This is a genomic window from Bartonella sp. AA16NXGY, from assembly GCF_042197325.1.
Classification (GTDB): Bacteria; Pseudomonadota; Alphaproteobacteria; order Rhizobiales; family Rhizobiaceae; genus Bartonella.
Window position 1 is genome coordinate 1 of sequence record NZ_JBHIRR010000024.1, and the last position, 12,931, is coordinate 12,931.

Consider the following 12,931-nt stretch of genomic DNA (forward strand, 5'->3'; position numbering starts at 1 on the left):
AATTGGATTTTCCATAATTTTTCCTCCCTAACGCCTCTTGGCGATTGTTTGTGCGTGGTTTATGGATACCAATGTAGTGTATTTAAGAACATATGTTAATACATATGTACCGATTTTAGAAATTTTTACATAAATATAAAAATTCACTTAGAAAATTAAAACTGTAATTACTAAAAAAGGGGTATATGTTTAGAATAGCTAGAGCTTTAGTAATACTAATTACATTGAATTTTAATATTCTAATCGATTATTTTGCAAATATTTGCATAATTCTCTCCTTAACAGAAATATACGATAAGAAGAAAATTATGCTCATATGATTTAACTATTTTAAAATCTCGGTGGTTTTATCCAGTCTATAGGCGCAGCCCAAATTAATGCAATATCTTTTATTTCTGGATACAACCTATTTAAACTCTCTAAATTAAATAAACCAAGCTTACTACCTTGCTTTATTATTTTGACAAAACAACGTCCATCTTGCGTATAGACAATTGCTTTTTTATTAAGAAGTAAACTTGGAGAAATGTTTTCTGAATAAAATAAAATGGATTTATCTTCAATGAAAGGTTCCATTGAATCGCCTTCAACTTTTACTGCGTATGTATCCTTTGTAATATACGGGGGCATTTCCACTTCTTCAAGCCAACCATCTTCATAGGGGATAATTTCTGAACCTGCTCCTACATATCCCATTAAGGGTATAGTTTTTTTTCGTGGAAGTGGGTATTTCGTGATTTCCTCAATTGCTATACCTTCTTGTGCACTTATTCCTCGTTCACCTGTCAGCATTTTATTGACTGCAGAGCGGTAGATAGGGCGATGTACCTTCTCACTTAGTTGTCTGGCAAGCTATGATTGAGATAATCCAGATTCTTGTAAGGCTTCACTTAGCCAAATTTTCATAATGTTATTCATGGTTTCCATTATATCTTTGTTAGAAAAAAAATCTTTTGTGATTTTCGTTACATTTTCTATTGATATTGTACCTAAATAAGCCACAATATGACTTATGAAACAATTTTCGGAAATAATAAATTTATTAGGTGGGGTGCGTAGAGTATCTCAGTTGCTTGGGGTTCATAGAACACGCATGTACGTCTGGCTCCGTCCTGTATCAAAAGGCGGAACTGGTGGGAGAATTCCGACAAAACATATCCCAATTCTTTTGAATAAAGCTAAAAGAATTGGAGCACCGATTAAGGCAGAAGACTTTTTCTCGTTTTTTTATAGGACGCAATCATGTGATTCTAAATTATCTTCACATTCTGCTTTTATTGCTGCCCCTACAGATAATAATGAACATCAACAGCACCATTCACACTCTTAAAGAAGAAAGATCAGAGATAGTAGATGTCTCACAGATCACTATAAGCAAAGTCCAGTTGATTGATCTTGTTAATAAGATTGGACAGGAAAACATATATTATGGTGTCCTTTCGCCTCAAGATGCATGTTTTGAAATAAGCATAGATCCCTCATCAACAGGTTGTTTTGTCTATATGCTGCATAGTATCTTTGCGCGTGATGATAGAAAATATTTTCCGTTATTGCCGTACGATGATTTTAATCAATGGTTTTTATCTGTGTTTACGCAAGCTTTTACAACTACAACTTGGTTTGATAATTATTTTTCTCAAGAGTTGTCATCTTTTTATTGCTTAAATGAGCTGATCTTGTTTATAGTCTTAGTCAAAAATAGGCTTGATTTCTTAAGGGATAAACTCATCGAAAAAAGAAAAGAAGAAATCAAATTAATAAGATGCGTGCAATGTGTGTCTGAATTGAGTTAATCCAATTTTTCAAAACTTATAACTACGCGCTCTGCCATAGCGCACATATAAATACGCATCAACCATAAGGGGAGGAAATGAAAAAACCACCACGTTATACTTTTAGCTCTTCAGAAGATTTAATACATGCAATAGGTTTTCCAGATGGTTGTACAATTGTTTTTAGTAATTCTGATTGGAATTTTTCTTTTGATGAAAATAACCATTTAATAGCTAAAAATGCTTTAGGATCAAAGTTGTACTTAGAGGTACACGGTAACACACAAGCTTTCCAAGAGAAATTTCAGGGATTATTCGAGAAGCATAATAAGCGGTCTGCATATTAGATGAAGCGCTTCGTAATTGATATGCTTTTAATCGATCTGTTGCAGCCTCCATTTCATTCCATGATGATTGGATTCGTTTGGCTTCTTCTTTAGGGGAAATATACGTTCTAAAAAAATATTAGCATTAAAAATTTTTGTGAAATCATAAGTTGGAGAAAATTGAAAAGTAAGTTTAACAGAAGCCCCATATGTTCTATCAATATCGGCCCCAAATTGTATACCTATGATAGCAAAACATTTTGTATGGGCTGGAATATTTATAGACAATAATACTTTCGACGCTGGTACTTCAGGTGGGCTTATAAAATGAATTCTATCTTCGATATTATGGCAATAAGGTAAAGAAGGCGCATTAAATTGACCAACAGAAAGAAATACTTCAGGCCAAGAATTAGTATGTTCCCAGTTAATATCACTACATGGTTTCCGACAGTAAACACCAGAAACAGAATGTAATTTAATATCAAAGGGAGCTATATTGTGAAAATTAAACCATGCAATATCATCAGCAAACTCTTCATAACAAGATGTAATAAACAAAGGTTGCAGTGGAATGTTGTTTACTTGATTGTTTGTATTTTGAAGCACACCATTATCAGGCATTTTCCACCTTTATTTCGAATAATAATTACCGTCGAACGGCTTTGTAAAAATATTTTTAAATGGAATAGCAAATGACTAACACGATTTTCTGTCTTGATCTAGGGACAAAGACAGGCTGGGCGATATGTTCCAAAGACATGTGCCTAAAGACGACAACGAAGCAGACTCTTTAGCAATTTTATATTTAAAGAAAGAAGGGGGGTATACATGTCCAGTAAAATACCATGGACGAGACTTAATACAGACCAATGGCTATTTAAACTTTCTGATTTACCGCCTATGGAAGTCAATGTTTATGTGAAGTTGCGGATAAGAATGTTACACACGCGTGAACCTCTTTTGAATGATTCACAAATATTATCTCATTTTACTTGTTGTTCAGTAAAAAGATTTCAAAAGGCATTAGATTATTTATTTAGATTTGGACACATCATTTGCTTAGAAGATGGTCGTTTGTGAAATTCAGATGTTGAGGAAGAACTCAATAACTCAAACGAAAATTTAAATAAATTTTCAGAGAGCACAGAAGGCAGCGCAAGCAAAATGGGCAAAACATCATAAAGCAAAAACAATTAGTGATGATCAAGATGCTAAGCATGATGCTTGTGAGGATTCTAGCAATACACAAGCAATGCTTAATGATGTCATTAACAATAACATATATAATAAAAAAACTAAACTATCGTTTTAGAAAAAAAAGAAATTTGTTCTGAAAGTTTAGAAACAAACGAACAGATTGACGAGCCAACAGAGGTTCATGCTTGCGAAAGCCAACCAAAGCAAATCACAACGGGTGTAGAAAACCAACCTCCCATTCACGAGCAAAAGAACGTTCCCAAAAAAGCGAAGCGGACTAGGTCAAAATATGGGTTTCTCTTACCTGCGGATTTTGAACCTAATTTGCAATACGCAATCGATCAAGGATTAACGCATCATGAGGCAGTGTCAGAATTTGAACGGTTCACAAATTACTGGATAGCAAACCCAGGTAAAAAGTGCAAACAAACGAGATTGGCAAAGGACTGGGTGCAATTGGGTTACACATCCAAAGTGTTTTTTTTAGCACAGAAAAAAGCAAGATTAGAACAGGAGAAACGGTTAGGTGGTCATTATGGAAATGATCAGTCTGGGGTATCCATTGACTTTGAAAACTGGGAATACATTGACGAAACAGGAGGAGGCGCAAACCTTAGATGCTTGCAATCGTCTACAAGCGTTGCTCTCTGTGAAAGCTTCAGTTAAGCAAATTGAGCAAGCTTCTTTCCTACTCTCAAGCATGAAGTCCCTGCGAACACAGATTCCAAAGCCGTTATCCTTTCCTATAGCATGATGCTGGAACGGATTTCAGCATATGCTCTGAAAAAGGGCGTCGAAGATATCGTAACTGGTCAAGCAATGGGGATATCAAAAACATTTATGCCAATTTGTGGAGAGCTTTTAGCTTATTGCCAGACAGTAGAAAATAACCTTCTTTCAAAAGCCGAAAGTGTACGTAGAGCAATTAAAATACACGTGAGAAAACACTCAAAGAAAAAACAGCGAAAGAGCACTTTAGACGACTAACGCTTGTTCACAAGCAAGAGCTTGAAGAAACTTTAAATGGTATTGGAGGAACAGTGAAAAACATTGCAGGTTAGCAAAATAGTGAAAAGTGGTGATCATTTTACGATTAGATATGCGTTTTAAGAGTGACTAAAAATTTTTTTTAAGGTATAATACTTTCCTAAAATTGTATGCAGTACCAAATTTATAAACTAAGTGAATCCTTTAATACAAATTAAGAATTTTAGGATGTGAAAATTTCAAGATATTTGTTTAAAAAACATAAATAGCTAGTATCAATGTAAAAAAATATTGCAGCAGTCATTAAGTTCTTTCGTGTATTTTTGAAATAACAGAGTGTTTCTTTAATCTTTATGAAAGGTTAGAGGATCTTAGTACTTAAAGCGATCATCAACTATAGATAAATAATAGATGAGGTTAACTAAAAGCAACTGGATGCAATAGAAGACGTTGCTATTAAAAGGAAAGCAAACGCGAAAAAACTAAAGGTAGTTTGTGCCTTCTATCAGAAAATAATTTAAAAAATTGAAATCATAATTTTTTCACAGGAAATGAGTATGTTTACAGATAAGCAACTAAGAGCCTTGTTTGGCATTATAGTTTTTATATTTTTATGTTTTTCAGGAATTAAAAAAAATATTGACTTTATTCAGGGTATTTTGACATTCGCATCTGTTGGTTTGATAATAGTAACAACTATTTTTGCAATTTTATGCAATTCTAATATTCCTTCTGAGTTGCAGAACAACCCAAAATATAAAGATGATGGTACAACGGGTTGGGTGAAACTAACACGTGATTTACAACAATATATGCACCGACTCTTAAATATAATAATTTTAGCGCTTGTCGTTTTAATTTTCCCAAATAGTTATAAAGAAACTGTTTCTTTGCCTGTCATTTTTAGGTATGTGGAACACAAATTTCCTTTTTCATTAGATACCATAATGTGGTACTCAGATATTGCTATTTGGTATTTAAACATTGTACTTTGGTATTATTTTTTATGCCGTGTACTCTTTCTTATGTTGTATACACGCAATTTAATAAATATATCTATCCTTACACTGCAGTGTTCCATTATAAAGCCACAGTGAAATTTCCGATTTCAAATATCAATTCTTTTTTTACAAAATCTTTATTATATCCGCCATTATCATCTTTAGATGATTTAATACGGATTCTATGCTGAAAACTCTCAGTATTAAATATTACATCGAACTTATCATATGTATCTCCCACAAAATTTAATTTGTGCAATATAGGATTTTTTTTATCTTTTTTTAAAAAATTCCACAAATATTCCCTTAAATTATTTTCTTCTTTAAATTTGATATCTAAGCTGAGTTCTATTTCAGTAACATCATCAGTGGGAAATGCATCAAGAGAATCTTTAGCCAACTCCACTAAGCATTTTGCTGATTGCTTTCCAAAAAGTTCTAATTGTTTTTGTTTTTTATATTTTAGTTTTATTTCTTTAATTGAATGCAATTTTTTTTCGAAATCTTGCTTATCAATAAGCTCAGGTAAAATATTAATTTCTTCCTTGAAATTTTCTTTGTAGTGTGACTGCAAGCATTGGTTTAGCTTTTTACTTGAAGAAAAAAGAATGAATTTTGTAGGAATCAAAACTCCAAAATATTGTTCATTTTGTTCAATTTGTTTTTTAGAACGCGGGTTAGGAACGCTTTGAAAGCCATTTTCGGAATCAATCACTTCAGGATTATAAGGACTTTCTTCTCCTGTTAAAACATAAACCCAATAGTAGGTACTTGATTCCACAAAAAGTTTTTCAATTGTTAAGGTAGCACATTGATTCTTCACGGTAAGAGTATACGTTCTTTCCTGCAAAAATTTATCGATACAATTTGTATTAACTAATTTTGAGTCTGTATCTATTTCATATTTATAAGAAAGGAAGTTAATGGTATTCATAAAGCTAACACAATTACAACGTTTATAGTCTTATGGGCGATAGATACTATCTAAGTTATCTCAGTGATTATGAAGTAGGTAGTTTGTATCTCAAATATCTCGTGTCTTTTAGAATCATTCAAGTGAAAGGTAGAGGCTATAAAATTTTAATTGTAGAAGCAATATGAGTTTTAGAAGATCTATTAAAAGCTGCTTAAGTTTAAAAGAAGTATGATCATCTTCCCAGCTTTTAAGTGGAGAAGAAATTAGGTTGCATCTTTGATTGTAATAACGACTTTCTTTCCAAGAACACTCAGTGTTTGCTCTAATGTTTGAAGCTTCGTTGGATAATTTGGATCAAGAATGCGTCTTGCTTCTGTTTCTTTTTTACCCAAACGATTAGCCAATTCTGTTTTTGTGATATTCGCTTCATTAAAGGCTTCTACCACTGCAAGTTTAAGAACATTCCATGCATCTACAGTAACCTCTACAAGGTCTTTATACTGTTGTGGCATTGGTAAAGGCAAACCGCGCATAGAATAGCTCCGTAATGCTAAAGCTAAAGCTTCAACAGCATTCTCTAATGCCTCTGCTCTATTTTCTCCAGCTGTTATTGCTTCTGGTACATCTGGAAAGGTTACAATAAAACCACCGTCTGGATCAGATTCCAGTTTTGCTTGATAAGTGTATTCCATGTTTAGGTATCCTCGCCATAATCGAAATGCTTTTAAAACGAAAAATCAAAGCCATTGAGAGAGTAACTCATACCCTCAACTGCTTTTTTATTATTTTCACGTAAAGTGGGGTCAATTCACCAGATTTTATAACGGTTGTCTTGTCTCCAAAAGTTACCAAATAATATGACCCTTTGCCTGCATCAGGAGCTTCACTGTAATGAATGCCTCTATTTCTGGCTTCTTTACGTAATTCTCTAAGCAGTGCTTCTCGTTTCATTTAGCCTCCCCCTTTACTTTATAAAATGAATATCGCACAAAAAGGTTCGATAGTCAACAATAAATCGAACAAAAAAGTTTGATACAGACTCTTAATGAAAGGATATTTATTGAAACGTTAAAAGCAGAAATAAGAAAGCCGTGCCATTTGTGTGACATGTTTTTTTGATGAATAATTTGTCAAATAATATTATAATGTAATACTTAAAAAACTGTTATTAATAAACTGAAACAATTGAAAAAATAAGCAAATAATGTTAAGGTTTTCTATGTATTAAAATACAAATTTAAGGTAAGAAAAAACATGCTAAATAAAGTGACGTTAATCGGGCGCCTTGGTGCTAATCCCGAAAGCAAAACAATGAATTCTGGAGCAGAAATAGTCAATTTTAGTATAGCGACTTCTGAGAGCTATACAGATAAAAAACCAATCAAAAAGTAGAGAAAACAGAATGGCATTCCATGGTGATTTTTAATCCACATTTAGCAAAAATTACACTTCAGTATCTCAACAAAGGTTCAAAGATTTACGTAGAAGGCAAATTACAAACACGCAAATGGCAAGATAAAAATGGGCATGACCGTTACACAACAGAGATTGTCTTACCACAATTCAAAGGCGAGTTGTATTTGCTTGATGTAAAGAAAGATCAATCGGCATCCCCTACCCCTTCACCCGTTACTTCTCAAAATTATGCTATCGCTTCAGGTGCTCAAGATTATAGAACAGCTCTTAACGATAGTGTCCCATTCTGATTGATAACATATGACAAAGAGAAAAAAACGTACAAAACGCGGACGTCCTCGGATAAAAGGATGCATAAGAGAACCAAACGGACGCATCTCACGAGCAAAAACACCGCATGAACCCATGGATAAATTGGCAATTGAAATGCGTGCCAAACGCTTTGGCTTGACCATAGAAGAGGCTAAAAATCCGCTTTCCGGTACCTATATTGGGCGGCTTTATTTGCAAGGCGAAATCAATCAAGACCAATATGATGCTGCGCAAAAATATCTTGAAGTGAAAAACAATTACCTATGTGCAAAAGCATTGCCTAATGCAATTTATGATGAAATGCCTACAACTTCTGATAACGGAGCAAGAGAGAAATGGGCACAGAAGGCAACAGAACATCTTTTAGCTGTAAAAGATGTTGTTCAAGAAGCTCAATGTTTACACCGTCAATATAACCTTCATGCCGCATTACAGTATCTTGTCATAGAAGATCAATCACTACCACACCTTGTGCTTTCATTGCGCATTGCTCTTAATGCGCTTCATAAGCATTTTAGCCATTAAAAAGAATTGACATCAGATGAAAAATCATTAAAATGTGTATATATTTACACATTATGAGTTTAGGTAATGGAACAAGATAGCCGAAAAATCATTGCAAAATTAAAGCATGATGGCTTTGAACTTATCAAAGTGAAAGGTTCTCATCATAAATTTAAAAAAGATGATAAGGTTGTTATCGTTCCACATCCTAAAAAAAATCTTCCGATTGGTACAGCACGTTCTATCGCACAACAAGCAGGCTGGTTAAAAGAAGGAGAAGAAGAATGAAAAGATTTTTTGCTCTTGTTCATAAAGATGAAGAATCTGCTTTTGGTGTTCAGTTTCCTGATTTTGAGGGACTTTTTTCTGCTGCTGATGAAGAAGAAAATTTAATCGCAAATGCAACAGAAGCACTCCAACTTTATTGTGAAGATATAGTTAGAGTGCCTATTCCTTCAAAATTTGAAGAAGTTATACAACGGGAATCTGTCAAAACAGCTTTGTCAGAAGGAGCTTTTTTAATACAAGTTCCTTTTATTGAAAATGATTCAGAAGTCATACGCACAAATATATCAATTGAACGAGGGCTTTTACGTGCAATTGATGATTGTGCACAAGAGAGAGGTTTAACAAGATCTGCTTTTTTGGCAACAGCAGCGCGTCACGAGCTTAATATTTAGCTCTTCAATCTGGAAAAATTTATCACTCTAGATTTTTTTGCAAAAGCGTGTAATTGCATATGATCCGCGAGCTATTAATGAAAATCAAAAGGCGGCAGGCAAACAAAACGCTATAGTTAAGAGGGATATAACTATCATTGATACTATATACATGGCATCTAATATTTCTGGACCTGTCATTGCCTTTCCCTCCTATAATAATTTCACAATAATTTATAAAATCTAAAATGTTTTAGAAAATTCTATATATTCTATTTTAAAATAAAAAATATAGATTTTTTTGTTGACATGGTGTAAAAAATCGTATTTAATGATGACACTGTATTATTCGTGTTGTGTCTAAAATTCAGTAAAATATGAACTTGAAACGTGGCTAAAAAGCTCTGTTTTTTTGTTAGCTCTGGCTAATTAATTTTTCACAGAATAAAAATCAATATTTGACTAATTATGTCATTAATTATGACTCAAAAGGAGCCATAATGAAAGCTGTCATCACTAAGCCAATGTGTGTTGTTGGCGACAATAAAAGCACTGTTCGCTTTGAACCATTACCCCCCAATAATCCATTTGTTGAAGTTTCTAATCAGGTCTACGCACGTCTCAAGCGCGCCAATGCTCAAAACCTTTTGTTGACGTCAAAACAACAGCAAAACCTGAAAAGACAGTTGAACAAATTAAGCAGATAGAACAAGAAGTAGCACAAACATCATCTGAACCAATGACTGAAGAAACCTTACTCGAAAAACCAAAAGCATCTAAGGTCTCTCAATCATCAACACCTACTCTTAAAAAGGCTTAGACGTTGAAGTTAATCATCTACCCAAAATGGTATCTTCAACAGGTGAAGGATACCTTCACCAGTCTTCAAGCACCACGCCTTAATTGGGCTGTGCGTAATGCTCTAAACACCGCAGCAAAACAGTCGAACGCTTTACTGAAAAGCAAATTGCCGACATCTCATCAGCCCAAATAAAGCGTATAAGAAGAGGTGTTTATATTAAAGAAAAGGCGACAGCAAGGTTTCTTGAGACAGATATCATTGGTCCTGGAACACCGATACTTCTTAAATTTTTTAAAGCAAAAGAACAAAACGCAGCGTGGCTTACAAAATGTTTGTAAAAAAACAAATCTTGCCCATGTTTTTATCAAGGATCGGAGTTTTCCAAAGCGTGTTGAATTAAAAAAGCTGAATGGTAATGTTTTTCAAAGAGTGGATGGAAATCAATTCCCCATTGCAAAACAAGAGGGACCCTCAATTGCTAGGGTGATGTCAAAGCCAGAGATTACAAGTGCTATTGTAAAAAAAGCCAATGAGAGATTAATTGCCAATATACAGTACCAACTTGCTCATCATGAATACGCTGGCTGTTAATAAGAAAGGCTAGATTATGTTCTTAAACTTTATCTATATATTCCATATCCTTATGAGTTTATGCATTACACACTTTGATTGCAATTTTAAAAACAGATTATCACTTATGCTTTGTTTTTCCATAAAAAAGTCAATAAAATCAATGTAAAAAGTACTTCCCAGCGGGTTGGCTTCGTTGCGGGACAGGCTAGTGCGAACTATCGCTAGCGACAGAATTTTCAATTTGACTGTACATTGTACACTTAACTCATTGATAAATAACAATTTCAATATGTACACTGTACAGTATGTGAAACGTTTTCTTAGCAAAAAGTAATTTTTATTACTGGACAATTCTAGTAATAGGTATTTTCAAATCAGGTGCCTCAAAAACACCTTAAAACAACTAGCGGATTAGTTGCCGAAATAACTAATCTTCCGCAATTTAAAAGCTTTAACTCATTCTATGCTACATGCATATAATAGCTTTGTCAGGTGTGGCTATGCCATATCCCCCCCTTCGGGGAAAGGCATAACGACGGACTAGATGCCGTGTTTCTTAGCGACCAGCACTCTTTTAGAATGTCATTAAGGAACGTCTAACATCTAAGAATTCTTTATGAATACCATTATTAAAATTACTGAATTATGTGGCAAAAGGCATGACAATATTATGCGTGACATCAAGAAAACGCTTGAAGAACTTAACGCCCTCAAATTTGAGAAGGTTGATTTTGGTGGGCACTACCTTGATAACATAAGGTGAAAGCCGCCCTTGTTATAACCCGCCAAAGCGTGAATGCTTAATTCTTGTTTCTAGTTACAGCACTGCCTTACGAGCAAAGATAATTAACCGTTGGAAAGACAAGTAGCTATTCCATAAATTGATTACTCCAAACCCGAAGTATTACTTGGCGCCTTAAATCATCTACAAAATCAAATTGAGCAGAAAGACCATGTTATTTCAGAATTAGCACCAAAAGCAAAAGCTTTAGAAGGCTTAAAACGCTCTGATGGTTTGTTTGGTTTGTTTGAAACCGTGAAGATGTTGGAGATAAGACCAAAGGATTTAATAGATTACTTGCGTAAAAATGATTGGGTGTATCGACGTGCTCCAAGTGGTCCATTGTTACCTTAATCAGGATAAAATCAACAAAGGATTCATGGACTGTTCTGCCATCACCATTCAAAAACCGGATGGAACAGAAAAGGTGCTGCCTTCAACAAAAATCACACCTAAAGGATTGGCGGCATGTTTGAGAGAACAAATCCACGAAGGTGTGCAATGAAGGTAGGTTCTAACTTCTTATGCGATTTATGGATGGCATTATCTCAATTTTCTAGACATGAAAATATGAGTGATAAGATTGTACTGCTCATGGTTGACACCATGAGTTTAGTAGAAAAAACTTTGTTTTTAAAACTTCAAGATGAAGTGCCAATCCTTCTTTCGATATCTTTCTCATATGACGCTCCATAACAAAAGCCCCACATAAGTGAGGTTGGATAAAATGATGTTCTAATCAATCTCGCGCTAATTATAATAAAGTGGCTCGCTACATCCACGGGCGCCTATTTTTCATCTTCTACATAACGAGAAAGCGCAAAGTTCCGCACAAGATGATCATTGTTAGAGCCACCAGTCCAACCGCCTCCTCCCAACATAACATTTATGTCTACACGTAAACTGCTTCCTTGCTCCCCTGTATGCCATTTAGTCACTGGATAACAACCAGACAAATATTGCCAAACATAACCGCAACCATCCTCACAACCGATATGCGAAATCATCCGTCTATTGTTTGTATCAACGTGTCCTCCAGACGTCTTAAGAGAAGGCGCTTGATTGCCGACAATACTGGTTGCTTGATTACTTCCATACATGCTTGGCGAAAACTCATCACTCGTCAAAAATCTCTTATACTAACAGACCAAAAATCAAATGCATGATCCGCATAGCTACGATTGGTCGTAATCGGAACACCATATGCCGACTTTGCATTTTCACCTGTCCCTGATTGAAGATAAATATCAACCCAAATATTATGCCACAGATTGTAAACCATCCCTTCTGGACTACTACGTGGGCGGTGATTTAAACACCAAACAGAATTGGGCAAAACATCCCCCGCTTGATAAGCCGATACAAGATATTGATTTATAATGATAATCTAGCTCTGTTCATATTGAATTAGACGCCCGAATAACGTAGGATTCTCTCATTTCAAATCTGTTTATCTTGAATCAATTCATATCACTTGCTTGCACGTCACAAGCGGGGCTGACGTGTGGGTAAAAACTATAGCAGAAAGGAGTAAAAATGGTTCTTATGAATCGTCTTAATGCAAGGGCTGTCTCAACATTGGGAGCTGGCAAATATAATGATGGTGCCGGCTTGTTACTTCATAAGCGTAAAGATGGTGGTGCTCAATGGCTTTATCGTTATACCATTCATGGTCGGCGCCG

16 protein-coding genes and 5 pseudogenes are annotated in these 12,931 nt (G+C 34.8%); 14 read left to right on the top strand and 7 right to left on the bottom strand.

Translation table 11 applies throughout. The features are described 5' to 3' along the window. Positions 1–330 precede the first annotated feature (330 nt). A complete protein-coding gene (locus ACFINK_RS08760) occupies positions 331–792 on the bottom strand; it encodes a S24 family peptidase (protein WP_375638807.1) in 462 nt (153 codons plus the stop codon). A gap of 220 nt (positions 793–1,012) precedes the next feature. On the opposite strand from ACFINK_RS08760, the gene ACFINK_RS08765 reads away from it, so the two are divergent. The 3 genes from ACFINK_RS08765 to ACFINK_RS08775 all read left to right on the top strand — a co-directional run bounded on the left by ACFINK_RS08765 (position 1,013) and on the right by ACFINK_RS08775 (position 2,119). Next, positions 1,013–1,330, top strand: coding sequence for a hypothetical protein (locus tag ACFINK_RS08765; RefSeq protein WP_375632673.1), 318 nt, complete (start codon positions 1,013–1,015; stop codon positions 1,328–1,330). Between the two features lie 55 nt (positions 1,331–1,385). Continuing rightward, complete coding sequence (locus tag ACFINK_RS08770; protein WP_375638809.1) at positions 1,386–1,793, top strand: hypothetical protein; 408 nt, start codon at positions 1,386–1,388, stop codon at positions 1,791–1,793. Positions 1,794–1,870: 77 nt separating this feature from the next. Further along, positions 1,871–2,119 carry a hypothetical protein gene (locus ACFINK_RS08775; protein ID WP_375638811.1) on the top strand — a complete coding sequence of 83 codons (249 nt, stop codon included), beginning with the start codon at positions 1,871–1,873 and terminating at the stop codon, positions 2,117–2,119. 27 nt (positions 2,120–2,146) lie between these two features. Here the strand turns inward: ACFINK_RS08775 and ACFINK_RS08780 are convergent, their stop codons facing one another. Then, on the bottom strand, positions 2,147–2,722 hold the full coding sequence (locus ACFINK_RS08780) for a hypothetical protein (protein WP_375638813.1): 576 nt from the start codon (positions 2,720–2,722) through the stop codon (positions 2,147–2,149). A 207-nt stretch (positions 2,723–2,929) separates the two neighbouring features. Between ACFINK_RS08780 and ACFINK_RS08785 the strand changes: the two genes are divergently transcribed. The 3 genes from ACFINK_RS08785 (at position 2,930) to ACFINK_RS08795 (ending at position 5,382) form a co-directional block, all read left to right on the top strand. Continuing rightward, a complete protein-coding gene (locus ACFINK_RS08785) occupies positions 2,930–3,181 on the top strand; it encodes a hypothetical protein (protein ID WP_375638815.1) in 252 nt (83 codons plus the stop codon). 441 nt (positions 3,182–3,622) lie between these two features. Continuing rightward, positions 3,623–3,964: a hypothetical protein gene (locus tag ACFINK_RS08790; protein WP_375638816.1), complete on the top strand. Its 342-nt coding sequence runs from the start codon at positions 3,623–3,625 to the stop codon at positions 3,962–3,964. An 878-nt stretch (positions 3,965–4,842) separates the two neighbouring features. Beyond that, positions 4,843–5,382 carry a hypothetical protein gene (locus ACFINK_RS08795; protein WP_375610935.1) on the top strand — a complete coding sequence of 180 codons (540 nt, stop codon included), beginning with the start codon at positions 4,843–4,845 and terminating at the stop codon, positions 5,380–5,382. Here ACFINK_RS08795 and ACFINK_RS08800 read toward each other — a convergent pair. From ACFINK_RS08800 to ACFINK_RS08810, 3 genes are all read right to left on the bottom strand, one after another. Then, a complete protein-coding gene (locus ACFINK_RS08800; RefSeq protein WP_375638817.1) occupies positions 5,366–6,220 on the bottom strand; it encodes a hypothetical protein in 855 nt (284 codons plus the stop codon). The two genes, ACFINK_RS08795 and ACFINK_RS08800, sit on opposite strands and share 17 nt — an antisense overlap. A gap of 245 nt (positions 6,221–6,465) precedes the next feature. After that, positions 6,466–6,894: a type II toxin-antitoxin system HicB family antitoxin gene (locus tag ACFINK_RS08805; protein WP_375610933.1), complete on the bottom strand. Its 429-nt coding sequence runs from the start codon at positions 6,892–6,894 to the stop codon at positions 6,466–6,468. 67 nt (positions 6,895–6,961) lie between these two features. Continuing rightward, entirely contained in the window at positions 6,962–7,153 is a 192-nt protein-coding gene (locus ACFINK_RS08810; protein WP_375610932.1) for a hypothetical protein, read from the bottom strand. Positions 7,154–7,456: 303 nt separating this feature from the next. On the opposite strand from ACFINK_RS08810, the pseudogene ssb reads away from it, so the two are divergent. The 7 genes and pseudogenes from ssb (at position 7,457) to ACFINK_RS08845 (ending at position 11,754) form a co-directional block, all read left to right on the top strand. Further along, positions 7,457–7,908 (top strand): annotated as a pseudogene (ssb, locus tag ACFINK_RS08815) (single-stranded DNA-binding protein). Between the two features lie 10 nt (positions 7,909–7,918). Continuing rightward, positions 7,919–8,455: a hypothetical protein gene (locus tag ACFINK_RS08820; RefSeq protein ID WP_375638819.1), complete on the top strand. Its 537-nt coding sequence runs from the start codon at positions 7,919–7,921 to the stop codon at positions 8,453–8,455. 66 nt (positions 8,456–8,521) lie between these two features. Continuing rightward, positions 8,522–8,722: a type II toxin-antitoxin system HicA family toxin gene (locus ACFINK_RS08825; protein ID WP_375638821.1), complete on the top strand. Its 201-nt coding sequence runs from the start codon at positions 8,522–8,524 to the stop codon at positions 8,720–8,722. Beyond that, the gene (locus tag ACFINK_RS08830) at positions 8,719–9,114 is read left to right on the top strand and encodes a type II toxin-antitoxin system HicB family antitoxin (RefSeq protein ID WP_375638823.1); all 396 of its coding nucleotides are present in this window, start codon (positions 8,719–8,721) and stop codon (positions 9,112–9,114) included. The genes ACFINK_RS08825 and ACFINK_RS08830 overlap by 4 nt, the downstream gene beginning before the upstream one ends. A 479-nt stretch (positions 9,115–9,593) precedes the next feature. Next, positions 9,594–9,913, top strand: a pseudogene (locus tag ACFINK_RS08835) (hypothetical protein). Positions 9,914–9,916: 3 nt separating this feature from the next. Then, positions 9,917–10,486: pseudogene (locus tag ACFINK_RS08840) on the top strand (hypothetical protein). A gap of 598 nt (positions 10,487–11,084) precedes the next feature. After that, positions 11,085–11,754 (top strand): annotated as a pseudogene (locus tag ACFINK_RS08845) (phage antirepressor KilAC domain-containing protein). Positions 11,755–12,037: 283 nt separating this feature from the next. Here the strand turns inward: ACFINK_RS08845 and ACFINK_RS08850 are convergent. Then, a complete protein-coding gene (locus ACFINK_RS08850; RefSeq protein ID WP_375638825.1) occupies positions 12,038–12,349 on the bottom strand; it encodes a hypothetical protein in 312 nt (103 codons plus the stop codon). 23 nt (positions 12,350–12,372) lie between these two features. Continuing rightward, on the bottom strand, positions 12,373–12,585 hold the full coding sequence (locus ACFINK_RS08855; protein WP_375638827.1) for a hypothetical protein: 213 nt from the start codon (positions 12,583–12,585) through the stop codon (positions 12,373–12,375). Positions 12,586–12,785: 200 nt separating this feature from the next. Here ACFINK_RS08855 and ACFINK_RS08860 point away from each other — a divergent pair. Beyond that, positions 12,786–12,931: pseudogene (locus tag ACFINK_RS08860) on the top strand (integrase); the annotation flags it as partial.